Raw genomic sequence first — 23,118 nt, 5'->3', positions numbered from 1 at the left:
ACGCCGTTCGAACGCTGTGTCGCCCCGCCCCGGAACGTTCGCGCCGTGGCTGCTTTCGCCCGCAAAGGAGCGGCTCATCAACCAGGTGACGTGACGTCGGAAAAGGGTTCTGACGCTGCGTCGGAATAGTTGAGGGCGGTACCGGTGATAATAGTGCCCCGACCAGCAACCAATGCTTGACTACCACCCGCTGTGACCATCCATCTGCTCTCCGCCGACCACCGCACCCAGGGCCTCGACGCGGTCGCCCACCTGGGTGCCACCGCGGCGCGTCTGGGGCCGGACCTCATGGCCGCCATCCCGTCCCTGCGTGGCGTGGTCGTCCTGGGCACCTGTAATCGCCTGGCCCTGCTCCTCGACGCTTCGCAGGCGCTGCCGGCCGGCGCCCTGCGACGTGACGTAACCGGCTTCCTCGCCCGACGTGCGGGAACCCCTCCCGTCGGCGAAGCGGCCGCGGACCCGCCTGGTGACCCCGCCGGGCGCGCCGACTCCGGGCCGGAGCCCGTGGAACTGACCGCCTGGAGCGGGACCGGCGCCGTCAGCGAACTATTCGCCACCGCGGCCGGACTGGAATCGATGGTTGTGGGCGAACGGGAGATTGCCGGGCAGTTGCGCCGCGCCATGGGCGTCGCCGCCGAGGAGGGCACCCTGTCGGGGGACCTCGCCCGCGTCGTCGAGCACGCCTCCACCGCCTCCCGTCGCGTCGCCCATGAGACCGGTCTGGCCGGTAACGGCCGCTCCGTGGTTGCCGTCGGCATCGACTTGGCCGCCCGCCACCTGCCGCCCCTTGAGGGCGTGCGGGTGCTGATCGTCGGCACGGGCGCGTACGCGGGCGCCACCGTCACCGCCCTGCGCCGCCACGGCATCACCGATATCTCCGTGTACTCCCGCTCCGACCGCGCCACCGCCTTCGCCGTCGGCCGCGGACTGAGGGCGGTTGAGGAGACCGAGCTGGCGTCCGCGCTGGCCGGAGCCGACCTGGTGATCACCTGCCGGGGTCTGGGCGCTCCGGTGCTGACCCGTGAACTCGTGGCTCCCGCCGCGGATGCTCGCGCGGCTCTTGGCGCCGCCGGCGCCTCTGGTCGGCTCCCGCTGGTGGTGCTCGACCTCGCGCTGACTCGGGACGTGGAACGGGCCGTCGGCTCCCTGCCAGGTGTGCGCCTGATCGACCTGCCCAGCGTGCAGCGCGCCGTGCCCGCGGCCCAGGCCCACCAGGTGCAGGCCGCGCGCGCCATCGTGGAGGAGGAGACCGCCCTGTTTGACCGGATGCTGTCCGGGCGGCGCATGGATCCGGTGGTTTGCAGCCTGCGCGAGCATGTCGCGGAACTGGTCGAGGAGGAGGTCGCCCGCCTGCGCGTGCGTGACGGCCGGGTGGACGCCGGTGACGCCGCCCGCGCCCTGCATCACCTGGCCGCCCGTATGCTGCACCACCCCACGGTCGCCGCCCGTGCCGCCGCCGAGGCCGGGCGCGGCCAGGACTATCTCGACGCCCTGGACCTGCTGTTGGGCGTGGAGATCGCCGCCGACCTGCGCGCCGCTGTCGGTGGATTCGAGCGCGACTGCGTCGAGGATGTCTTCGTCCTGTCCGCTCCGGCCCCGGGAGGAGCCCAATGACCCCTCCGGCAGGCGTCGCCGGCGCCCCCGTGGCGCCCGCCGCCGACCCACTGGCCCCCTACGACGCCGTCCTGCTGCTGTCCTACGGCGGCCCCGAGGGCCCCGACGACGTGCTGCCCTTCATGCGCAACGCCACCGCCGGGCGGGGCGTGCCCGACTCCCGACTGCGCGAGGTCTCCGGCCATTACGGGCGTTGGGGCGGTGTCTCCCCGATCAACGCCCGCAATGCCGAACTCCTGGATGCTTTGCGCGCCGAGCTGGCCGCACGCGGGAGCCGGGTGCCGGTGGCGATCGGCAACCGCAACTGGCATCCCTTCGTCTCCGAGGCACTGCGCGAACTCGCCGACGCCGGTGCCCGCCGCGTCCTGGCCATCACCACCGCCGCCTACGCCTCCTACTCCGGCTGCCGCCAGTACCGGGAGGACGTCGCCGGTGCGCTGACGCTGCTGGCCGCCGGCGCCGACGGGGCCACCGGGAGCGGCCGGGAGGCCGACGCCGCCGCCCGCGTGGGCGGGCCCGGGGGCGCCCCGGTGGAGCTGGTGGTGGACAAGACCCGCCCCTTCTACAACACCCCGGGCATGCTTGCCGCCAACACCGACGCCGTAGTCGCCGCCTTTAACCAACTGGTGGCCGACGGCGTGAGCGCCGACGGCATCCGGCTGGTGCTGGTCACCCATTCCATCCCCGAGTCCATGGAGCGCCTTTCCACGCCCACCGCCGAGGAACGCGCCTCGGGAGGGGCGGGATCGGGCAGCGCCACTGGAGGGGCCGGAGAGGTCTCCGAAGGCGTGGCGGGGCTGGCGGGAGCGCCGCGAGGAACGAGCGGCGCGGATGGTAGCCGAGGAGAGCTCTCCGGCCCCGCCCGCGCGTCCGGGGGGACTGGGGAGGCCCCCGAAGGCGTGGCGGGGCTGGCGGGAGCGCCGCGAGGAACGAGCGGCGCGGACGGTAGCCGAGGGGGGCTCCCCCACCCTTCCGCCCTGGAGCCCGGCGTCGCGGCGGACCTGTCCACCGAGATCTCCTACGTCACCCAGCACAAACGCTTGGCCGAGGTGCTGCTGGACGCCGTCGCCGCCCGCCTGGGGCGGCGCCCGCAGGCGGACCTGGTCTACTGCTCCCGCTCCGGACCGCCGCAGGCCCGCTGGCTGGAACCGGACGTCAACGACCACCTTCAGGCCCTGGCCGCCGGGAACCTGACCGATGGGCGGGCCGTGGATGTGCCGGCGGGCGTCGTCGTCGCCCCCATCGGCTTCGTCGCCGACCACATGGAGGTCGTCTTCGACCTGGACACCGAGGCCCGCGAAACCGCACAAGCACTGGGACTGCCCTACGTGCGCGCGGCCACGGCCGGCACCCACCCCGCCTTCGTCGCCTCGCTGGTTGACGTGCTCGCCGAGCGGGCCGCCGTCGCCCGGGGCCAGGACGTGCGCCCGCAGTCAATAACCGGCACCGGCCCCTTCCACACCGTCTGCCCGCCCGCCTGCTGTCGGCCCGCCACCCCGCCCGGCCCGCATGCCGGCGGGCACCACCAGACCACCTCCCACCAGTAACCGTGACCAAGGAGAACCCATGAGCGAGCACGACAGCTCCCGCCCCGACGTCGACTCCGGCCAGGGCGCCCCCCGCCTGCACCGCTTCGAGGATGAGGAGCGCCGCCCCCACCGCGACCCGCGCGACGCCGCCGAGGTCGACTTCGACGCCGTCAATGACAACAACCACTACGCCCTGTTCGCGGTCTACCGGCTGACGGCGCCGCTGCCGCCGCTGGAGGACACGCGCCGTCGGCTGGTGGGGGAGTCCACCCACTTCATTGACGTCTCCGAGGCGACCACGCGCGGCTGGTACGACGTGTCCGGCTTCCGTTCCGACGCCGACCTGATGGTCTGGTGGCTCGACGACGACCCGGAGAAGCTGCAGGACGCCAACCACCGCCTGCGTGCCAGCGCCCTGGGCCGCTACCTGGAGCCGGTGTGGTCCTGCATGGGCCTGCACACGCCCGCCGAATTCAACAGCAAGCACATCCCCGCCTGCTTCGCCGGCGTGGCGCCGCGCGACTGGTGCATGGTCTACCCCTTCGTACGCAGCTACGACTGGTACCTGCTGCCCCCCGAGGAACGCTCGCGGATCATGGCCGCCCACGGGCGCAACGGCTTCTCCAAGTACCCCGACGTCAAGGGCTCCACGCTCGCCGCCTTCGGCATGAGCGACTACGAGTGGGTGCTCGGCTTCGAGGCCGACTCCCTGGACCGTCTGGAGGGCGTCATCCACCACCAGCGCTACACGGAGGCCCGCCTGCACGTGCGTGTGGACACCCCCTTCTACACCGGCTGCCGCGTCAGCCCCCACGAGTGGGCCGAGCGCCAGCCCCGCGCATGACCATGGCCCCCCAGCCCCGCACCGCCCGGCCGGTGCGCGTGCAGCGCCACGACCCGGCGCAGCGCCCCATGCTGGTGACCTGGGAGTCCACCCGCGCCTGCCAGCTGGCCTGCCGCCACTGCCGGGCCGTCTCCCGGCCCCTGCGCGACCCCCGGGAGCTGACCACCGCGGAGGCCAAGGCGCTGATGGATGAGGCCGCCTCCTTCGGCAAGCCGGCGGTCATCTTCATCATCACCGGCGGGGACTGCTTCGAGCGCCCCGACCTGGCCGAACTGGCCGCCTACGGCACGAGCCTGGGCCTGCACATGGCGGTGTCGCCGTCGGGCACGGACAAGCTGAACAAGGACTCCCTCGCCCGCATTCAGGACGCGGGTGTGGGCGTGATCTCCCTGTCGCTCGACGGCGCCACCGCCGCCACCCACGACGCCTTCCGCGGCGTGGAGCGCACCTTCGATAGGACCATCGCCGGCTGGCAGGCGGCCCGCGAACTGGGCATGAAGGTGCAGATCAACTCCGTCGTCGCCCGCCACAACGTCCACGAGCTGCCCGACATCGCCGCGCTCGTGCGCGAGCACGGGGCGATGACCTGGTCCGGATTCCTGCTGGTGCCCACGGGCCGCGGGGTGGACCTGGGCAGCCTGGACGCCGCCGAGATCGAGGACGTGCTCAACATCTTCTACGACATGGGCGAGGCGGTGCCCGCCAAGACCACCGAGGGGCACCACTTCCGGCGCGTCTCCCTGCAGCGTTACGCCCTGGCGCAGCGGGGCATCGAGGGCGAGGACATGATCGCCGCCATGCACCTGGGGCCGCTGTACCGCAGCCTGCGCCAGCGGGTGGTGGAGCTGGGGCTGGACCACGGCGAGCGGCGGCGTCGGCCCCCGATCACCGTCTCCAGCGGCAACGGCTTCATGTTCATCTCCCACATCGGCGACGTCACCCCCTCCGGCTTCCTGGAGAAGAGCGCCGGCAACGTGCGCGAGGCCTCGCTTACGGAGATCTACCGCCACAGTGAGGTCTTCACCGGGGTGCGGGACACCTCCCGGCTCAAGGGCAAGTGCGGGGAGTGCGAGTACAACCGCGTGTGCGGCGGCTCGCGTGCCCGCGCCTTCAACACCACCGGGGACCTGCACGCAGAGGAGCCCCTGTGCGCCTACCAGCCCGGCTCCTTCCCCTACCCCGAGGACGTGAAGGCCCTGCTGCGTGCGCCCGCGCGTCCGGGGCGACCGGGTGCAGGCGGCTGAGTACACCGTTGCTGCTGATGCTGTTCGGGGGTGTGAGGGGCTTGGCAGAAGTCGGCTAGGGCGTGTTGTGTGAGTCGTTTGAGCCAGTGGTCGGTGCTGGTGATGTGGGTGGTGGCTTGGTAGCGGACGGCGAGTTTGTCGTATCTGGTGGCCAGGGCACGGTGCTGTTTGAGTTGGCCGAAGCAGCGTTCCACGGTGTTGTGGTCCTGGTAGGCGATCGGGTCGAAGGCGGGCGGCCTGCCCCCGGGCGCTGCCGCGTCGGCGGCGGTTTTCGGCCAGGTCTGCCTTGATGGGGATGGTGGCCCTGATGTGGTGGTTGCGCAGCCGGTCCCGGTTGGCTTTGGAGGAGCAGGGCCTTGTCGGCCAGTACCATCTGCGGGCGCGTGCGGGGCCTTCCCGGGCCCGCACGCGCCACCCGGATCTACTCTAGGACGGGGGCGCGTGTGCGCCGTTGCGGGGCTGCGGACCTGGGGCGTTCGCTCGTGTGCCCCGCGCGACGGTTCGTCATGAACGGCGACGGTTCGTCACTTGGCACCAACGCTTCGGCACTTCCGGTGACGGTTCGTGCCTCTAGGTGCCGAACCGTCGCAAGAAGTGACGAATCGTCGATCACAACGCACGAACCGTCGCAAGAAGTGACGAATCGTCGATCACAACGCACGAACCGTCGCAACAAGTGACGAATCGTCGATCACAACGCACGAACCGTCGCAACAAGTGACGAACCGTCACCACAACGCACGAACCGTCAAACCCCGACCCGCAACCGACACCAAGGCACCGCCACCCCGGTACGTCACAAGTGCCGGTCTCAGTACGTAACAAGTGCCGGTCTCGGCAGGCAACCCGCCAAGCCGCGCATACACCCGGCGCACCGGTGTTGCTGATGCCGTGCGGGGGCGGGGTCTTGGCAAAAGCTGGTTAGGAGCGACCGACCCTGATCGTTATGTCATCGTTGTATGCAAATGTTGAATACTGTCTGTGGCGAGGGTTACACTCATCTTAGCTCCGTTGACAACGGAGCTTGTCTCAGCTTGTCTCACTGACTAGTCCTTGACCTTTATGGGGTCAGTTGAAAGAGGTTGATTGCCATAGTGAAGTCAAGTCCAGCTTTGCGAGGTGTGCTCTCAGTCGCGTTGGCAGGGTTGTTGACTGTAGGCGGGTTTGCTGCAGTTGCTCCAAGCGCAAATGCGTTGTCTGGGAACTGTGCTGCCTGGCTGGAAACCACCGTTGGGGCAACCCGTGCCGCTGGTTACTGCTCTCACTTGGGGAGTGACACGAAGGCGCGGGTGACTCTTGATCTCGCTAATGGGCCGGATTTTCATTCATCGTGGTTTACGAGGACCGGCAGGACGTACAGGACCCTCTACTTCACGACAAATCCCAACAGCGCAGTGTGGCCTCGCAGTGCGCGTGTTGATCTGGCGCCACGGTGATTCGAACCGCTACGCAATGTCTGAGCGTCAAAATGTCATTCTCGATCGCATGGGCTTCGCCTACGGCGGTGCGGGTGAGCGCGTCATCTACCGGGGCGTCACCTGCAGGCTCGCGGCCGGGCGGCTGCATGCGGTGATGGGCCCTTCGGGTTCGGGCAAGACCACCCTGTTCCGCCTGATCACCGGCGAGCTCGAACCGGATACCGGCACGATCGAACTCACGGGCACCGGCGGTGCCCGGCGCGTGTCCCAGGTCTACCAGGACTACCGGCTGGTCCCGTATCTGACCGCGGTCGAGAACCTGAAACTGGCCCAGGAGTTCGCCTCCGCGGGTGGCGGCGTCGGTACCTTCCCTGATGCCGCTGCGCTGCTGGACAAGCTCGGGCTCGCCGGGCAGGCCAACGCCGCAGTGGGCAGCCTCTCGGGCGGCGAGCAGCAGCGAGTGGCCATCGCCCGCGCACTGGCCACCGCTCCGCAGGTGCTGCTCGCCGACGAGCCGACCGGCGCGGTCGACGAGCAGGCCACCCGGGAGATCGCCCAGCGCTTCGCCGACCTGGCCCACGACGACGGCCTGCTGGTGCTCGTGGCCACGCACGACCCGGTGGTGGCCGGATACGCCGACGTGGTGCTGCGCATCCACGACCACGATCTCGTGGCTGAGCCTCCCTCGGCGGACGCCATGACGGGAGGGGCCCAGCGGTGACCCGCCTGCAGTTGAGGGTGATCACCGGTTCGGTACGTGCGCGCCCGGGACTGTTCACCGCGGCGCTGCTGCTATCCGGCGTGCTGGCGCTGTTCGGTGCTCTGCTGCTGAGCGGCAGGGCCACGTTCCTGGCCACGGCGGAGGCCGGGGCGCGCGCCGAATTCGGCGGCTACCGCTACCAGGTCAGCGGCGATAGCGACGAGCTGTCCGAGCATATGCGCGCGCTGGCGGATGACGGCCAGGCGGTGGCGGTGCTGCGCGCCAGCGCGGCCCTCAGCGGGCCGCGGGGTGCCTCCGATGCGCAGGTGTCCGTGCTGAGCGGACCCTCCCGTACCGGCCTGCTCGCACAGGGCGAGTACCCGCGCGCCGACGGCGAGGCCTCCATCTCCGCTGAGGTAGCCCGGCGCACGGGCCTGAGCGTGGGGGACAGATTGGAGTTCACCTCGGAGGACTTGCCTGCGGGCGTGGCGCAGTTCTCGGTTACCGGCATCACCCGCAATCCCGCCGCCCCGGACGAGCTCACGGCCGTCGCGGTATCCGGTGAGGTTATGGGGGGCGATGCCGGTGCGGCGATCTTCTCTTGGCTCAGTGACGCCGACCCGTGCGAACAGATCGGGGTGGGTAAGCAGTGTGGTAGCGGTGCGGTAACGGTAGCTGGGGTCGACTATGCCGTGAACTCCTCCGTGCAGGAGGTCAGTTCCCGGCAACTGGCCGGGTTTCCGGTGCTGCTGGCGCTGCTGCTGCTTAGCGCCGGCGCCGCCTGCGGCGCCGCCCTGGCCGCGGATCGGACCCATGCCGGGCGCGTCGCCGAGGCGCTACGGGCCGCGGGGGCGACGCCACGGCGTGCAGCGGTGCTGGCCGGCTCGGGCATGCCGCTGACGCTCCTGACTGGCAGCGTTCTCGGGATCATCGCCGCCCAGGTGGCCCTCGGCCTCGGCCATGCGACGATCGGTTCCGCGCTGGGGCAGTACTGGGACGGCTACCGCCCGGCACTGTGGCAGAGCGGGGGCCTGATCCTGGCCTGGCTGCTGCTCGCCGTCGTGGTGGGGGCACTGCCGGACCGGCTGCGCCGCTGGTCGGCCGACACCCGGGGCGCGGCCTGGCACCTGCGTCCCGCCTACGGGGTGGCGCTGGGCACAGTGGGCGTGATCGCGGCGGTGGTGCTCGTGTACCTGCGCGTCGCCGAGCCCCACCGCGTGCTGACCGGTCACATCCTGGGTGTGATCGTGGGGGCGCTGGCGGCCCCGGTGCTGCTGCTCAGCCTGCCGTGGCTGCGGCGCACGCCCACTGCGGGCACGGCCGTGCGCCACTGCCTCACGGTGGTGCTGCCCGTGCTCATGGCCACCATGATGTTCACCGGCTTCGCCGCCTTCTATAGCGCGAGCCTCCACTTCGCTAACGGGACCGATGGGCGAGAGGATCAGACGCTGACGGTGGAGAGACTGACCATCCAGGACGTCGCCATGCTGACCGCCGCGTACCCGCAGGCCATGGAGTCGGCCCTGGTATTCACCGAGTTGCGCGAGGACGAGCGGCTGCCGCGGGTGGCTCCGGCGGGAGAGTCTGGCTGCACCGACATGATGTGCTTCACCACCCTGGGGACTATTGCGCTTGCTGCTGAGGACGGGCCCGCCTCTGCGCTGGCCGGTACGGCGGCAGCCGAGTTGCTAGGCGGGGGTGCCGAAGACAGGGCGACGCGCGTCTTCTTCACTCCGGTCACGGGCCAGGTGGAGGAGACCGCCGAGGTGACGGGGCTGTCTGCGTCGAGCCTGCTGGACATCCAGTGGCTGCCCGACGCGGTGCTCGCCGCCGGTGATCCGCAGGTGGAGGCGCTGGGACTCGAGCCATCGAACGTGCGCACGATCTACCTGCCGGAATTCGGCTCCCTGCCCGAGGACCAGCGCGATGCCTTCCGCAGCGACGTCATCACCCGGGCCGGCTACGCCTTTGTCATCGAGCCGGACTCCCCGGAGCGGCGTCAGCTGACGCGACAGGCCCTCGCCGTGCCGGTCGCGGCGAGCCTGGTGGCGGTGATCGGCCAGGGGCTGGCGGCGATCACCTTCCTGGGGCGGCTGCGGCCGGTGCGTATGCAGGCGCGGGACTATGGCGTCGGCAGGCGTGGCCAGTGCGCCCTGGTGGCGCCGCTGGGCCTGAGCGTGGTGGCGTGCACGGCCGTGGCGGCTCTGCTCGGCCGCTTCGGGGCACAACCGGCGCTGATAATGAACAATCCCCTGGTCACCGGCTCCTTCGGCTGGTGGTGGGCCATCCCCATCGCGGCGTCGGCGGCGGTGGCCGTCGGCCTGCTGGTGGCCGCGGCGCGCGCGCCCCGCAGCCAGGGTGACGAGTAACCGGGGCGGGGTGAGCCCGCTAGCTTGCGGACCTCGGCGCCTCGCGCACGCCCGCCAGCCACGGGCAGCGGCGTCGCAGCAGGTGCTCGAAGCGCGCATGCATGGTGATCACGGCCGCCGGGCAGTCCCGGCAGGCGCCCTCCAGGGCCACCTCGACGACGCCGTCGGCCACCGTCCGCACGTTGAAGGAGCCGCCGTGGGCCGTGGCGATCGCCCCCACCGGCCCGGCCGCGATCTCCCGGGCCGCCGCCTCCAACGCCTCGTCCGGCCCCACCCCGACGGCGCCAGCCGCCGGCTCCCATGACCCGGGTACGCCGAGCGCGTCCACCAGGGCGCTGCGCACTGCGGCGCCGTCGGCCTGCCAACTGTGGCCCTCGCCGAGGAGCGTGAGCACCGCCCCGGGCACCGCCTCAATGCCGGCCAGGGTGCCGTCGTCGAGCAGGGCCTGCAGCAGGTGCGGGGCGCGGGCCACTGACCCGGAGAAGCCCAGCAGCCCGTCGGGGATTACCCAACGCAGCACGTCCGGGTCCGGGGTCGCCACGGGATGCGTGGGGACAACGCCCATGTCGGCTCCTTTCGGTGGCTTGGTGTAGGGTGACCCGCACGTGTCGCGAGTCGGTCGAGTAGGCACTCTGTGAGCGGGTGTTGCCGTCGCGGAACGGATGACAGAATGTCGGCGTCCCCCAGCGATCCGCGAGCCTGTCAGCAAACTCCTTCTCTGGAAGACCTACCAGATAGTCCTCTTCCGCAAGCCGACCGAACAACGCATCAAGATACGGCTTGTAGAACTCCGATGGTGCGTACTGGAACGGCGTACCGCCCGCCCCAACCTCGTCTCCTACCTTCCGCAGTTCGCCCGCCCAATCCAGCACCGGGCTCATGAAACGCCGATGAATCGAGCGAAGATAATCAAGGTCGAGCCGATCAGGGATCGGCTCAAGCTGGAAAATCGCCCACTCCGCCGAGGCGCTGATGTTCATCGCCCGATCGACACCGGCCTGCGTGATCAACCCAAGCTTGTTGCGGAGTACTCCTCCGCTACCAGGGATCGTGTAACGGTCGTCCTCAGCCACGACCGGTAGCACACTCGTTCGCGCTAAGTCGCGCCAGCGCATCCCGAACTTCTGCGCGCGCCGCCTCCGGCGACAGCTCGCCCGTCAGGATCCGGCGCGCGCGCCCCATGTCTTCGGCATCCGGGAAGTGACCGGCGAGCTGCTGGCCCTTCTCGATCAACGCGAGCGACTGCTCAACATCAACAATCGGAACGGTCCTTACAACCATCTCGAGGCTCCTCTCCTGCGTCCAGGCTACCGTCATGAGTACAAGGGGCAAAGGATGGGTCCGGGTAGTTTCGGTGCGGCGGATGCACGGCCTGGCCGCGTCCGCCGAACCGATCTCAGTACGTAACTTCTACCGATCTCGGTGAGGGGCGGGGTGTGGGGCCGGTCGCCGGGTCCGGGTTAAATGAGGGCGGCGACGACGGCGTGGGCGGCGGCCCCGGCCACCCACGCCAGCACGAACAGGTAGCCGTAGGCGATCGCCGACCACTTCCAGGTGCCGGTCTCGCGGCGTATCGCCCCGGCGGTGGCCATGCACTGCATGGCGAAGACGAAGAATGCCAGCAGCGCCGCGACCGTCGCCGGGTTGAACAGAGGCTCGCCAGCGCGGGCCACCAGCGTGTCCTCGGAGTAGGTCATGGCCGCCAGCTGTGCGCCCGGCTCCTCCGGATCCCCGGCGGCGGCGATCTGGCCGAGCGTGGCCACCGCCGTCTCCCGGGCCACCAGGGAGGACATGACTGCCACATTGATCCGCCAGTCGAAGCCGAGCGGCTCGAACACCGGCTGGATTGCCTTGCCGACGGAGGCTGCCAGCGAGGAGTCCATGGTGTAGCTGGTGCGCTGGGCGTCCAGCAGCGCCTGCAGCTGTTCGGGGTCGGTCACGATCGCGTCGTCGTCGTCCAGCACCGTGGAGGAGGCGGGGTCGGCCGCGGCGGCGGCGAGAACCGCGCACTCGGCGCTGGCATCGCAGTGGGCGGTGAACTCCGCCTCCGAGCGGGCGGGCACGTTCAGCCCCACCCACACCAGGATGGTGGCCGCCAGGATGATGGTGCCCGCCTTCTTCAGGAAGCCCTTGCAGGCGTCCCACACCATCAGGGCCACCGTGCGGGCGCGCGGCAGCCGGTAGGGCGGCATCTCCATGTAGAAGGGCAGCAGCACGCCGCCGCGGTCGGTCAGGCGCTTGACCACCCGGGCGGCCAGCATGGCCGCGACCGCCCCGGCCAGGTACAGGCCGAACATGATCGTGCCCGCCGCCCCGAAGGGGCCGATGCGCTGCTCGGGGCCGACCAGCAGGGAGATCATGATGATGTACACGGGCAGGCGCGCCGAACAGGTCATCAGCGGCGCCGCCAGCATGGTGGCCAGGCGGTCCTTGGCGCTGGGCAGCGTGCGGGTGGCCATGATGCCGGGGATGGCGCAGGCCAGGGAGGACAGCAGCGCCACGAAGGCCCGCCCCTCCAGTCCTGCCCGGCTCATCACCCGGTCCATGAGGAAGGCGGCGCGCGACATGTAGCCCACGCCCTCCATCAGGGCGATCAGCAGAAACATGATGGCGATCTGCGGCAGGAACACCAGCACTCCGCCGACGCCGCCGATCACGCCGTCGGCCGCCAGCCCCGCCAGCAGCGGTGCGGGGCCGTCCAGCCAGGTGTGGACGGCGTCGCCCAGGGCACCGAAGCCGGCCTCAATGGCCTCCTGGAAGGGGGCGGCCCAGGTGAAGATCGCCTGGAAGAAGGTGAACATGAGCGCGAAGAACACCAGCGTGCCCCACAGCGGGTGCAGCAGCACCCGGTCGACGGCGGCGGTGCGCGAGTCGGGCACGGGGGCGGTGTAATCGGCGGCGGCCAGGATTGATTCCACCCAGGAGGTGCGCTCCGGGCCGCCGGTAGGCGGCGCGATGGGCGTGAGTGACCAGTCGCGCCAGGAGGCGAGTGTGCGCCGCAGCTGCGGAATACCGGTGGCGCGGTTGCCGATCACCCGCACCGCGGGCACGCCGAGCGCCGCGCCCAGGGCCTCGACGTCGACCCGGCCGCCGCGGCGGGTCAGCTCGTCGGTCATGGTGACCGCCAGGGCGGTGGGCAGGCCCAGGGCCAGGGCCTGAGCGACGAAGCCCAGGGAGCGGGACAGGGTGGTGGCGTCCACGACCACCAGCAGCGCGTCGGGCGGGGCGACGCCGTCGCAGTGGCCGGTCAGGACGTCGTACACGACCCTCTCATCGGGGCTGATCGGCTCCAGCGAGTAGGCGCCCGGCAGGTCCTCCAGAGTGAGCGCGGCGGCATGTTCGTCGGTGTCGGTGTCTGCGTCGGAGAGGTGGCAGGTGCCCAGGGAACGGGAGACGGTGACGCCCGGATAGTTGCCGGTTTTGGCGCGCAGGCCGGTGAGCGTGTTGTAAATGGAGGTCTTGCCGGCATTAGGGGCGCCCGCCAGGGCGATGCGGGCGGCGCTGGCGTCGATGGGGCCGGAGGCGGCGTCGTGGTTGGCGCAGCCTCCGTGGCAGGAGGGCTCGTGGCAGGCGGGCAGGTCTGCGGGAGCTCCGATGGGAATCTCCGTCTTGCCTGCGGCGGGGCCGGTCTGGACGGTGGTGCTCATTGTGTGGCCTCCGGTGCAGCGGCCATCGGTGGCGCCGGATCAGGTGAGGCGGGTGCTGCGCAGGCGGGTGCTGCGTAGGCGGGTGCCAGAACGTCCACGGACACTAGCTCTGCGTCGCGGCGGCGCAGGCTGATCTCGTAGTCGGCCACGTGGTAAACCGTCGGGTCGCCCAGCGGGGCGCGGCGGCCCACCTTGATCACGCGGCCGGGCTCGAAGCCGAGGTCGGCCAGGCGCCGGGCGAGGGCCTCGCCGCGATCGGCGGATACGGCGGTGATGCGGGCGCGCGTGCCGCGCCGCAGGGCGGGCAGGGGCACCGTTGCGGCTGTGGGCCCGGATGGTGCTTTGTTGGCCGTGGTGGATGCGGCCATGTTGATCTCCTTGCTCCTGATGGCGCTCGCGGTGCGGGTCGGTCGGTGCAGGCCCGGGCTAACCGGACGGGTCGCTATGCGGGGTGGGCGCCGGCGCCAACTCGCGCAGTCAAAGATAGGCTGTGGTAAGCGCTTGCGGAAAATCATGTGGCTGGGGGGTGTGTTGGTGGGTGGCTCCGAAGGGTGTGTTGTGGTGGGTGTCACATAGGGTTTGGGTGGTGTGGGGGTTATGGGGTCGTTACTGTCGTGGGTGTGGGTTGGGATGAGGTTTCGCTTGAGGAGCGTTTGGCGCGGATTCATGCGGATGTGGAGCGGTCGCAGCGTGATGCGCGGGCGGCTGTGCGGATGCGGGAGCGGGCTGAGGGTATCCGGGTTAAGGGTTCCTCGCGGGGGCGTGAGGTGAGTGTGGAGGTTGATGTGGCGGGCCGGTTGTTGGGGATCACGTTCTTGCCTGCCAGTGAGGGCCTGTCGTTGCGGGGTTTGTCGGATGCGGTGATGATGGCGATGGCTGATGCGCGTAGGCGGGCGGGTGAGCAGGTGCGGTTGGTGGTTGATGAGACGCTGGGTGCGGATTCTGTCCTGGGTAGGCAGGTGTTGGAGGAGTATGAGCAGTCCATTACTGGTGTCGGGGCGGGTGGGAATGCGGGTTCCCGGCCTGCTGGCAGCGCTTCTGGTGGGCGGCCTGGTGGTGATGCGTCTTCTGGTGGGCGGCCGGCGTGGATGGTGACGCCTTTGCCGGTGCGGCCTCCGGGGTGGGACGGCCCGGACGCTTCGGGTGGGTCGGGGAGGCGGTGATGCCGTGGTGTCGGCTGGTGTGTCTGAGTGAGTGTCTTCTTTTTTTTCTGGTTGGTGGGGAGTTGGTTGTTGTGAGTGTCGGGTCTGGTATTGGTGTTGATACTGATGTGCTGCGTTCGGGTGGTGGTGATGCTTTGGGTGTGGCCGACGGCGTGAGTGTGGCGGTGGATGCTGCGGGGCAGGCGTTGCCGGGTGATGCGTTTGGGACGTTGTGCTCGCCGTTGTTCGTGCCGGCGTATGCGTTGTTGTCTACGGCTGTGAATACGGTGGTTGTGGCTGTGGGTGAGAGTGTGGAGGGTGACCTGTTTCAGCGTTAATGTCCGCTTGGGGCGGTTGGATCAGACATCATCGTGGTCTTCTTGGTTGGTTTGATTGTCTCGTTGTTTGCGGTTGTAGGCAAGGCGCTGCTGAGCGGCCCGTTTCAGGCCTTCCTGGCGGGCCTTGCGGATGGCCGGCCCGCGCCCGGTGTGCTCGTCCAGGGGTGTGACGTAGCCGATTCCGGAGTGCAAGCGCTGGCTGTTGTACTCGGTGCGCACAGAGTCGAGTTCGGCCCTCAGGACAGCGGGATCGGTGATTGCCAGCAGGTGAGGCCACTCGGCCTTGAGTGTTCCGTTGAGGGACTCGACCCCGGGCCTGGTCGGCCGCGTGTCGCCGGCCGTCCGAAGTGCTGGGCGATGGCGACCATGGCCATGAACCTGCGGGTGTTGGCAGCAATCATCTGGGAGCCGTTGTCGGACACCGCCAACAGGATCGGGGTCAGTTCATCGTCTCCGTCAAGCGTCAGCTGGCGCTTCAGGGCCTGGGCTCGTTCCAGGGCGGCCTCGAGCAGGCCTTCGGCGTCCAGGGCCTGCTCGAAGGCGAGGCGGACCTGGTGGTGGGTCTCCTCGCTGGAGACCACATGGGTGATCCACTTGCGTGAGACCAGATCCTCGATGATCAGCACAGTCATGCCGCAGGCGGTGAAGTGAGTGGAGTCGTAGATCCAGATCGAGTTGGGCTTGTACGTCGCCCAGTCGGGGAACGGACGACGCTTGGAGCGCGCTGGCCGGGCGGGATGCCTGAACCGAAGCTCGTGGTCATTCAGGACCCTGCGGACGGTGGAGGCCGACGCCCAGAACAACCCGTTGTAGGAGCCTCGGTGAGCCAGGCGACGGTGAGAGAAGTCCTTCTCACCGAAAGTCTCGAAGGCGTCCACAATCGCCTCGATCTCGCACGGCATCAGGGCATTGACAGCGGCGCCAGGCCGGGCGTCGGCCAGTCCTACCCCGTTCTGGCGCCGTTTCCAGCGCCGGTAGCGTCGCTCGGCCAGTCCCAGGACCTCACAGGCCTTAGCCACGGTCCAGCCCTGACCGGTGGCGTAGTCCACCAGCTCCAAAAGCCCCTGTTTGACGGGCGCATCCACCCGGGCGGGGACCGGGGCACCGGGCATCAGACCGAGCCCCCTTTTTTCTCCAGCACCACCAACTTCACCGCCTGCTCCGTCACCGTACGGGTCAAGCGGTCGATCTCGGCCCTGGCCTGCTCAAGCTCGACATCACGAGCCGACTTGCCAGACGAACCCGGACGCGAAGCCGACAACGCGTCCAAGGCGCCTTGCCTGGCGACCTGCCGCAGCCTCACGATCGTGGAGCGGTCCACTCCGGCCTCGGTCGCAGCCGCCCCCACCGTGACCTCCTCTCGCATCAGCCTTACGTAGATCTCATACTTCTGCGAAGGCGACAAGAACACCTTGGCCCGACGCCCAGAACCCCTCGTCGTGTCAGCATCACTGCTCATCGCGCACCCTCCTCAAGGTGTCACGAAGACCCTACCCATGCGGTCTGATCCTCAGCCCAAAACCGGACACGAACGCTGAAGCAAATCAGAGGGTGCGGGTGTGGATCTGCGCACCGTGGCGCAGGCGCTGGATGAGACCGACGCCGAGTCGGCCGCCGGGGCTCGGGCCCTGGGCGGCTGGTGAAGGGGACGACGACCGCGTCCTGTGTTAGTGACCTGAGTTGGAGGGTGTCCCTGTGAACAAGTACGACGAGATGCTGGGTGATGACTACACCCGGAGTCGGCGCGCCGCGGCCGCCGTGCCTGACGACGCCACCGGCGGTCCTGCCACTGCTACTGCTACTGCCGGGTCTGGTAGTAGCAGCGGCTTCGGCGGCACCGGTGGTGGTTTTGGTGGTCGGGGTGGCAGCTTCGGCGCCGGTGATGGTACTGGTGGTGGTTTGCCTGTCGGGGAGTACGGGGGCGGTACCGGCGTTTTCTCGGGCGGTGGTTACGCCGGTGGTGGTTCGTTGGTGGTGGAGGCGCAGGAGACGTCGACGGGGTTGTCGGGGTTGCGTCTGGTTGAGGATGGTCAGGATGTTGTTGATGCGTTGAAGACGGATTCGTGGGTGGATGATGCGCTTGCGGGGTTCGGTACGGCGGCGGATGCGGTGGCGTTGGTTACTGATCCGATTGGTGAGGCGCTGGGCACGGTGATCGGGTGGGCGATTGAGCATCTGGATCCGCTCAAGACCTGGTTGTATGAGCTGACCGGTCATCCGGGGCAGGTGGCTGCGGGTGCGGGGACGTGGGCGAATATCGCCGCCAAGCTGGACACGTGCAGCACGGATCTGACCGACTCCATTAGGGTGCGGCTGGGCGGGCAGTCCTCCGAAGCGGTGAGGGCGTATAAGTCGTTTCAGTTGGATAATGCGGTGCGGTTGTCGTTGGTGGCGTCGTTGGCGGAGGCTGTCTCCAAGGGGTTGACGGTGGCGTCGGTGATCGTGCAGGTCGTGCATGACATGGTGCGTGACGCGATCGCCGATGTGCTGGCGAAGCTGAGTATCAAGTTGGCGGCCACGGTGGCGACCGCGGGGCTGGCGGCGATCTGGGCGGCGCCGTCACTGATGAAGGATGTGTCCAAGTGGGCGGCCCGTCTGCGTCGTGAGGTCACCGCGGTGGTCAAGTCCGCCTCCAGCCTGGGGAAGCTGTTCAAACGGGCCAACACGCTGATGGACAACCTGTCCGACGGCCTGAAAAGCCTCGGACCCCGCCCCGCCCTGGCCACCGCCGGCACCACACCTCGCGCGCCCCGCAGCCCGTGGGCCTCACGGGCCTCCAGCACCCCGTCCCGTCCTAAAGGCGGCGGGACGGGCACCGGCAGCAGTGGTGGGCGTCCGCGTGGAGGTAAGGGGGCTGATTGTCCTTATGTGCCGCGGGACGGGAATCACTATCCGGGTGTGCGCAAGCCCACCCGTGGTGCTAGTGATGGTGGTCCGGGCGAGTGGGGGCCGGGTAAGAATCATAGTAAGTCTAATCGTTCCCAGGCGTATGAGGAGCAGGTCACCGGCGTGACTATTGAGGACTCCTACTACGTCGACGGCGTGGAGTTCGACGGCTTCTACGACGGTATCCTCCACGACGCCAAAGGCTCCTACTACAACCTCACCCAAACCCCATTCGGCAACAAGGTCATAAACGAGTTGGTAAAGTCTGCGCGGAGACAGGTAGGGGCAGTGCGGGCGGTTGGCGCCAATACGCCTATACGCTGGCATGTGGCCGAACCCGAAATGCTCGACCTACTCAAAGACTTGCAAAGCAAAGGGCGATTCCCTGCTGGGATTGAGTTGGTGCACACCCCACCGGACTTCTAACCCACACCGGGCGCATTCACCTCTGATACCATTAACCGAGACAAGGAACACGAGGGAAGGGACACCTACTGATGACCGTGAAGTGGGAGCTTGCGTTCAGGATGCATCGTCCGGGGCAGGAAGAGCATATGGAGGAGGAGGCCGGGCGGTCCTGGGAGCTGATCCAGCAGTTGCGGGGCCTGCACCCCACCCTGAATCCCTGGCGGCAAGCCAATCACGTCAAGGCGAAGGCCGCGGCGAACCCCGAGATCACCACCCTGGAGGAGTTCCTCGCCGTCATGCACGCCAACATCGAGCCCGACCTGTCCGGCGTGATGTTCTCTTTGTTCTCCGGGGATGTGGACCGCGCCGACGGCGCCTCCATCAGCATTGCGATCGGTGGCTGGCAGCCCGATAAGGGTCACGTGGAGCTTGATTTCCATAGTAGTGAGTTCGCTGAACTCATAGCCACCAACGGCGCGTTCGCCGATCGTCTGGTCGCCTTGGGTGCGGACATCCTGGAGCCGGAGATCGGCGCCCTTCGGCGTCGGGGGCATCCTGTCAAGGATCATCCTGAGCCGTATGACTATGTGCAGGGGTGGAAGCTGTTCTTCCCCACCACCTCACCCCACTGGGCGCAGGCCGGTGCCCTGGCCACGGCCTCCTCCCCGACCGCTAACGGTGCGGTGTTCACCTACGGCACTCCCGACACCTACCCCACCATCCTGAACACCTGGCCCACCAACGCCTGAACCCCCGCTCCAGCCCCACCGACTGTGGTTCCAAGGCCCGCCCCGGGCGCTGACACGCGCCCCGGGGCGGGCCATCCCGTCTTGCCTGACTCAAGCCCGGCAGCGCACGCTACGGAGGACAACAAGAAGCATTCGACAACCTGGTCTCGCCGGACAACCCCGCCCGGGTGACGCTGCCGGACGGACGCATCATCGAAAACACCGATGTTGAAGTTCTTCAAGCACCCAGACAATACTGACCAACCGCCTCAGAGCATGAAAGGAAGCGAATAGTGAATTACTTCGTAACTTGGAATGCGGATGCTCGTCACGGGCGAGGGGAGCGATTCAAGGTTCGTCAGACTCCGGAGATGATCGCCGACCAGATGCAAAGACAGCTCACCTACCCCACGTACCTCACTGAAGGCGCCTATTTTTCTTTAGGGGTTCAACCTCTTCCCGAGGGGGTGAGGTTTCCTGATGAGTTGGCTGATGATGATCCGGAGCGGATGCGGTATATGCAGGCGGCTGGGTCTAATCGGGCGATGACGATCGAGGCCCGCGTACCCGACCCGGATGGCTCGTATGTTCATTACGTGTTGGAGCGTGAACCGGTTGCGGACCCCGACCGGTGGATGCCGCTGTCCTGGGATAACGGCTCGCCCGAGCCCTACACCATCGACCTGCACCCCGAGGAGATCTTCACCGGCGAACAGGCAGTGCCCGTGTTCCGCGACTACATCATCAACGGCCAACTCCCAGAACCCCAACTCCTACGCACAATCGACGTCTGACCCGACTGACGAGTGCGTGAGCACCTGACTGGAGGGCGTGGCTCCGTCTGTTGCGAGCTTTTGCACCCTGGTGTGCGGATATTTGCCATACACCAGGGTGCAAAAGCTCGCAGTAGGCGACAAAAGCTCGCAGTAGAGGACAAAGGCTCGTAACAGCGACGCCGCGCCGTGGTCCGCCAGCTGAAGCGCGCCTGGGCGCCGCGTCGGCTGACCGCACCGTGCCGTCGTCCGTCAGCGGGAGCGCGTCACGGAGCCCGTCACCGGAAACTTGGACCGACTTCGGGAAACGCGAGCCACGCCAGAGCGGTGTCGATGCGCCCCGGGGTCGAGGCGACCAGCGGGGTCGGCAGCGCGTCCGGAGCAAACCAGCCCACCGCCGTCGACTCATCGTCGGCCACATGTGCCTGCTCGACCTGCGCGGCATCCGCTCGGGCGGCGAAGGTGATATCCATGAACACGCAACGGTCCCCGTTGGGGAAGGTGTGCGGCTTCCCGGCGCTCACCCCGGCCACCCCGATAATCTGCGGGTCGACGCCGGTCTCCTCCAGGCATTCGCGCCTTGCCGCGGCAGCCGGCTGCTCGCCAGGCTCGGGTATCCCGGAGACCACCGCCCACGCGCCGTTGTCTGAGCGCTGACCCAGCAGCAGCCGACCGTCCGGCGCCACTACCACGACGCTGACGCCGGGCAGCCACAACTGGTCGTGCCCGATCTTCTTGCGCAGCTCGATAATGAACTCAGGCGTGGCCACAGCGCGTCACCTCGGCCGGGAGGCGGCGACGTTGCTGGCACGGCGGGCATCGGCGTCGTCGATCGGCAGCGGATCCCAGGCCCCGCCACGCAGCTCGACCGCCCGCTCAAGCAGCCAGTCGGCCACCGCGGGGTTCTTCGGCAGCAGCGGGCCGTGCAGGTAGGTGCCGATCACGTGCTTGAACCGGGCACCCTCCACGCCGTCCTTGCCGTTGTTGCCATCGCCCAAGCGCACCGCCCCCAAAGGCTCGGCGCCGGGGCCGAGCGTGGTCAGCCCGGAGTGGTTCTCATAGCCGACCACCCGGCCGAACTCGGGGGAGTCCAGCACAATGTTGCCGATCAGCCGCCCCGGCCCGGCCGTTGTCTCGGCGTCCAGCAGCCCGATCCCGGGAATCTGGGAGCCCTCACCGGTCACGAAGCGGTGCCCGAACAACTGGTACAGGCCGCAGATGACCAGCATGGGCACGCCATCCGCCGCCCACTGCCGCAGACACGGGCCGATCCGCACCAGGTCGTCCTTGATGCGTTCCTGCCCGGAGTCCTGGCCGCCGCCGCCCAGCACCAGATCGACCTCCTGCGGCAACTCATCGCCGGGGTTGTATGAGAAGCGCTCGACGTCGTAGCCGTGCCACTGCCCACGACGGGCCAGGGTGAGCAGATTCCCCCAGTCGCCGTAGATGTTCATGTCCCGCGGATACAGCTGCAGCACGCGGATGCGGCCGCGGGCAGGGCCGTCGCCGGTATGGGGGTAGACGGTGGGTGCGGTGCTCACTTCATGACCTCCTCGACTTCGGTCAGGTTCCCGAGGCGGGCGCGCAGCGCCAGCATGGCGGTGTAACTGGTGTAAATGCGCATGGGGCGGTCCGCGGCGGCGGCCCGCTCGCGCAGGGCGTCCAGCGCGGCCTCCAGATCCGGTTCGACGACGTCGACGGGCACCTCGTCGTAGCGCAGCCGCAGCGCCATGTCCCAGGCGCGCACGCCCGTGACGACGGCGACCCCGGCCCGCTTCAGGGAGGTGAAGTCCACATCCCACAGCCAGGACATGTCACGGCCGTCGGCGTACTCGTCATTGATGGCGATCATGATCAGCTCGTCGGGCCGAGGCCGGTTCGCGGCGGTTGCAGTGTCGGCGCGGCTGGTGGCGCCGGCTCGCGCGGCGTCGGCCAGGGCAGTGGCGTCGGCCCGGGCGGTGGGGGCGGACAAGAGGCTCATGCGGAAGCCGGCCGGGTTCTTCACCAGGGCCAGCTGCACCGGGCGACCATCCAGGGTGATGACCTCGCCGCGGCCGAAGGCCGGGCGGATCTCGGCCAGGGTGTCTAGCAGACGGGGCAGGTCGGCCCGGTCCCCGAGCACCTCCAGCACCAGGGTCAGAGCGGCGCAGGCGTTGAGCACATTGTGGATGCCTGGGATGGCGAAGGTCGCCCGGTGCTCAGCGCCGTCAACCTCAATGGAGGCCTCGTTGCCGGCCAGTGCCACCAGGCGCACGCGCGGCGCCGGGCAGGGAGAGGCGAGAGCGTTCCGGTCGGCGTCGGACTCGGCCGCGGCGTCCGCGAGTGCCCCGGGTGCGGCGGCGGAATCGGGTGCGTCGTCGTCGTTAGGTGCGCGGTCGTCGGCGGTGGCGGCCTGCTCGGCGCGCAGATCGTCGTCGGACAGGAACACCGAGCGCAGGGCGGGGCCCACCCCGAAGGCAGCAGTGCGGGCGGATAGTCCCTCCAGGAAGCGCTCCCCGTTCAGGCGCGGATCGTCGGCGTTGACCACCACCACGTCGCGCGTGGACAGGGCGGCCTGGCGCAGCAGGGAGGCCGTGTAGTCGATCTCGCCGAAGCGGTCCAGCTGGTCGCGCATGACGTTTAGCATGAGGGCGGCTCGCGGCTTAACGGCGCGGACGAAGTGGACGGCGTGCGCCTCGTCGAGTTCGAGCACGGCGACGTCGGCGTCCAGGTGGCCGGCGGCGTCGACCTCGGTGAGTAGGGCCGCCAACACGCCGCGCACGAAGTTGGAGCCGGTGCGGTTGGTGAATACCTTCAGGCCCTGGTCGCGCAGCAGCTGCACCACCATCTTGGTGGTAGTGGTCTTGCCGTTCGTGCCGGAGACCAGCACCACCCCGTGCGGCAGCTGGCCCAGGGTGCGGGCGAGGAAGCCGGGGTCCGCGCGCTCCATGACCAGGCCAGGGAAGGCGGTGCCACCGGAACCGCCGCCGCGTAGACGGGCCAGGGTGCGGGCCGTACGGCCCAGTGCGACGGTGAGTCGTGAACGCATGGGGCTCCTGCCTGTGGTCATGCCTGTAGTCGACGGCGGATCGCCCCAGTTTAAATGAGTGCCGGGTGAGATGAGTGGGGGTGGGACGAGTGCCGGGTGAGATGAGTGGGGGTGGGACGAGTGCCGGGTGAGATGAGTGTCGGCGCCCGCCTCCCAACTCGTTGAGATCGGTCGACGTTACCGTCGAGTTCGGTCGATATGACCATCGAGTTCGGTAGATATGACGATCGAGTTCGGTTGGTGGGGCTGGCGGGGTGGGGGAAGTGTCCGGATTCGGCACGAACGATGTTCTCGCATCTGAAGCGGCCCACTAGGTCCGCATGGTTTCAGCGAGTCTGAGGGTGTGGGCTGGGCGGGGGCGGGGTGTTTGTGTCGATTCTGGGCGCTTTGGCTCTCAGGTGCTGGCCTTCCGCCCTGGTGTGGTGGGCGGGTCGGGGCGTCTGGTTGCCG

At 68.8% G+C, this 23,118-nt stretch carries 22 protein-coding genes and 1 pseudogene; 12 read left to right on the top strand and 11 right to left on the bottom strand.

All coding sequences use genetic code 11. The features are described 5' to 3' along the window. The first annotated feature begins 192 nt into the window (after positions 1 to 192). The 6 genes from CWT10_RS15780 (at position 193) to CWT10_RS15750 (ending at position 9,718) form a co-directional block, all read left to right on the top strand. Positions 193 to 1,614, top strand: coding sequence for a glutamyl-tRNA reductase (locus CWT10_RS15780; protein ID WP_103061799.1), 1,422 nt, complete (start codon positions 193 to 195; stop codon positions 1,612 to 1,614). Continuing rightward, positions 1,611 to 3,161 (top strand): ferrochelatase, encoded by a 1,551-nt coding sequence (locus tag CWT10_RS15775; protein ID WP_103061798.1) that lies wholly within the window; start codon positions 1,611 to 1,613, stop codon positions 3,159 to 3,161. Before CWT10_RS15780 ends, CWT10_RS15775 begins: the two co-directional genes overlap by 4 nt. A gap of 19 nt (positions 3,162 to 3,180) precedes the next feature. Continuing rightward, positions 3,181 to 3,987: a hydrogen peroxide-dependent heme synthase gene (hemQ, locus tag CWT10_RS15770; protein WP_103061797.1), complete on the top strand. Its 807-nt coding sequence runs from the start codon at positions 3,181 to 3,183 to the stop codon at positions 3,985 to 3,987. Further along, positions 3,984 to 5,231, top strand: coding sequence for a TIGR04053 family radical SAM/SPASM domain-containing protein (locus CWT10_RS15765; RefSeq protein ID WP_103061796.1), 1,248 nt, complete (start codon positions 3,984 to 3,986; stop codon positions 5,229 to 5,231). The genes hemQ and CWT10_RS15765 overlap by 4 nt, the downstream gene beginning before the upstream one ends. Positions 5,232 to 6,683: 1,452 nt before the next feature. Beyond that, complete coding sequence (locus CWT10_RS15755; RefSeq protein ID WP_158247578.1) at positions 6,684 to 7,370, top strand: ATP-binding cassette domain-containing protein; 687 nt, start codon at positions 6,684 to 6,686, stop codon at positions 7,368 to 7,370. Next, complete coding sequence (locus CWT10_RS15750) at positions 7,367 to 9,718, top strand: hypothetical protein (RefSeq protein ID WP_103061793.1); 2,352 nt, start codon at positions 7,367 to 7,369, stop codon at positions 9,716 to 9,718. Before CWT10_RS15755 ends, CWT10_RS15750 begins: the two co-directional genes overlap by 4 nt. 19 nt (positions 9,719 to 9,737) lie before the next feature. Here the strand turns inward: CWT10_RS15750 and CWT10_RS15745 are convergent, their stop codons facing one another. The 5 genes from CWT10_RS15745 to CWT10_RS15725 form a co-directional block, all read right to left on the bottom strand. After that, positions 9,738 to 10,238 carry a NifU family protein gene (locus CWT10_RS15745; RefSeq protein ID WP_416171671.1) on the bottom strand — a complete coding sequence of 167 codons (501 nt, stop codon included), beginning with the start codon at positions 10,236 to 10,238 and terminating at the stop codon, positions 9,738 to 9,740. After that, positions 10,129 to 10,698: a Fic family protein gene (locus tag CWT10_RS18095; protein WP_416171674.1), complete on the bottom strand. Its 570-nt coding sequence runs from the start codon at positions 10,696 to 10,698 to the stop codon at positions 10,129 to 10,131. Before CWT10_RS18095 ends, CWT10_RS15745 begins: the two co-directional genes overlap by 110 nt. 85 nt (positions 10,699 to 10,783) lie before the next feature. Continuing rightward, entirely contained in the window at positions 10,784 to 10,999 is a 216-nt protein-coding gene (locus tag CWT10_RS15735; RefSeq protein WP_103061790.1) for a hypothetical protein, read from the bottom strand. Positions 11,000 to 11,178: 179 nt separating this feature from the next. Beyond that, positions 11,179 to 13,365: a ferrous iron transporter B gene (gene feoB, locus CWT10_RS15730; protein ID WP_103061789.1), complete on the bottom strand. Its 2,187-nt coding sequence runs from the start codon at positions 13,363 to 13,365 to the stop codon at positions 11,179 to 11,181. Continuing rightward, the gene (locus tag CWT10_RS15725) at positions 13,362 to 13,733 is read right to left on the bottom strand and encodes a FeoA family protein (RefSeq protein ID WP_103061788.1); all 372 of its coding nucleotides are present in this window, start codon (positions 13,731 to 13,733) and stop codon (positions 13,362 to 13,364) included. The genes feoB and CWT10_RS15725 overlap by 4 nt, the downstream gene beginning before the upstream one ends. A gap of 147 nt (positions 13,734 to 13,880) precedes the next feature. Between CWT10_RS15725 and CWT10_RS18090 the strand changes: the two are divergent. The 3 genes and pseudogenes from CWT10_RS18090 to CWT10_RS15715 all read left to right on the top strand — a co-directional run. Next, positions 13,881 to 14,264 (top strand): annotated as a pseudogene (locus tag CWT10_RS18090) (YbaB/EbfC family nucleoid-associated protein); the annotation flags it as partial. Positions 14,265 to 14,337: 73 nt separating this feature from the next. Then, positions 14,338 to 14,460, top strand: coding sequence for a hypothetical protein (locus CWT10_RS17715; RefSeq protein WP_280525560.1), 123 nt, complete (start codon positions 14,338 to 14,340; stop codon positions 14,458 to 14,460). 139 nt (positions 14,461 to 14,599) lie between these two features. Beyond that, positions 14,600 to 14,845, top strand: a complete 246-nt coding sequence (locus tag CWT10_RS15715; RefSeq protein ID WP_128683596.1) for a hypothetical protein — start codon at positions 14,600 to 14,602, stop codon at positions 14,843 to 14,845. Between the two features lie 21 nt (positions 14,846 to 14,866). On the opposite strand, the gene CWT10_RS17145 is transcribed toward CWT10_RS15715, so the two are convergent. Genes CWT10_RS17145 through CWT10_RS17560 form a run of 3 tightly spaced genes read right to left on the bottom strand, consistent with a single transcriptional unit; the run spans position 14,867 to position 16,304 of the window. Next, entirely contained in the window at positions 14,867 to 15,109 is a 243-nt protein-coding gene (locus CWT10_RS17145) for an integrase core domain-containing protein (protein ID WP_425321000.1), read from the bottom strand. Beyond that, positions 15,082 to 15,957: a DDE-type integrase/transposase/recombinase gene (locus tag CWT10_RS17140; protein ID WP_244936754.1), complete on the bottom strand. Its 876-nt coding sequence runs from the start codon at positions 15,955 to 15,957 to the stop codon at positions 15,082 to 15,084. Before CWT10_RS17140 ends, CWT10_RS17145 begins: the two co-directional genes overlap by 28 nt. Then, entirely contained in the window at positions 15,957 to 16,304 is a 348-nt protein-coding gene (locus CWT10_RS17560) for a hypothetical protein (protein WP_128683201.1), read from the bottom strand. The genes CWT10_RS17140 and CWT10_RS17560 overlap by 1 nt, the downstream gene beginning before the upstream one ends. Before the next feature lie 236 nt (positions 16,305 to 16,540). On the opposite strand from CWT10_RS17560, the gene CWT10_RS17710 reads away from it, so the two are divergent. The 3 genes from CWT10_RS17710 to CWT10_RS17130 all read left to right on the top strand — a co-directional run bounded on the left by CWT10_RS17710 (position 16,541) and on the right by CWT10_RS17130 (position 19,661). After that, positions 16,541 to 18,157, top strand: coding sequence for a Tox-REase-5 domain-containing protein (locus tag CWT10_RS17710; RefSeq protein ID WP_128683594.1), 1,617 nt, complete (start codon positions 16,541 to 16,543; stop codon positions 18,155 to 18,157). Positions 18,158 to 18,228: 71 nt separating this feature from the next. Beyond that, positions 18,229 to 18,888 carry a hypothetical protein gene (locus CWT10_RS15690; RefSeq protein ID WP_128683592.1) on the top strand — a complete coding sequence of 220 codons (660 nt, stop codon included), beginning with the start codon at positions 18,229 to 18,231 and terminating at the stop codon, positions 18,886 to 18,888. Between the two features lie 524 nt (positions 18,889 to 19,412). Further along, the gene (locus tag CWT10_RS17130; protein WP_244936753.1) at positions 19,413 to 19,661 is read left to right on the top strand and encodes an NTP pyrophosphohydrolase; all 249 of its coding nucleotides are present in this window, start codon (positions 19,413 to 19,415) and stop codon (positions 19,659 to 19,661) included. Between the two features lie 257 nt (positions 19,662 to 19,918). Here the strand turns inward: CWT10_RS17130 and CWT10_RS15680 are convergent, their stop codons facing one another. Genes CWT10_RS15680 through CWT10_RS15670 form a run of 3 tightly spaced genes read right to left on the bottom strand, consistent with a single transcriptional unit; the run spans position 19,919 to position 22,668 of the window. After that, positions 19,919 to 20,410 (bottom strand): NUDIX hydrolase, encoded by a 492-nt coding sequence (locus CWT10_RS15680; protein WP_103062541.1) that lies wholly within the window; start codon positions 20,408 to 20,410, stop codon positions 19,919 to 19,921. Positions 20,411 to 20,416: 6 nt separating this feature from the next. Then, entirely contained in the window at positions 20,417 to 21,181 is a 765-nt protein-coding gene (locus tag CWT10_RS15675) for a type 1 glutamine amidotransferase (protein ID WP_233188074.1), read from the bottom strand. Continuing rightward, positions 21,178 to 22,668, bottom strand: coding sequence for a Mur ligase family protein (locus tag CWT10_RS15670; RefSeq protein WP_103062542.1), 1,491 nt, complete (start codon positions 22,666 to 22,668; stop codon positions 21,178 to 21,180). Before CWT10_RS15670 ends, CWT10_RS15675 begins: the two co-directional genes overlap by 4 nt. Between the last annotated feature and the right edge of the window lie 450 nt (positions 22,669 to 23,118).

The organism is Actinomyces qiguomingii, assembly GCF_004102025.1.
GTDB classification, from domain to species: Bacteria; Actinomycetota; Actinomycetes; order Actinomycetales; family Actinomycetaceae; genus Actinomyces; species Actinomyces qiguomingii.
Note: the sequence above shows the minus strand (reverse complement) of the source record. Positions and strands in the feature narration are given on the sequence as shown.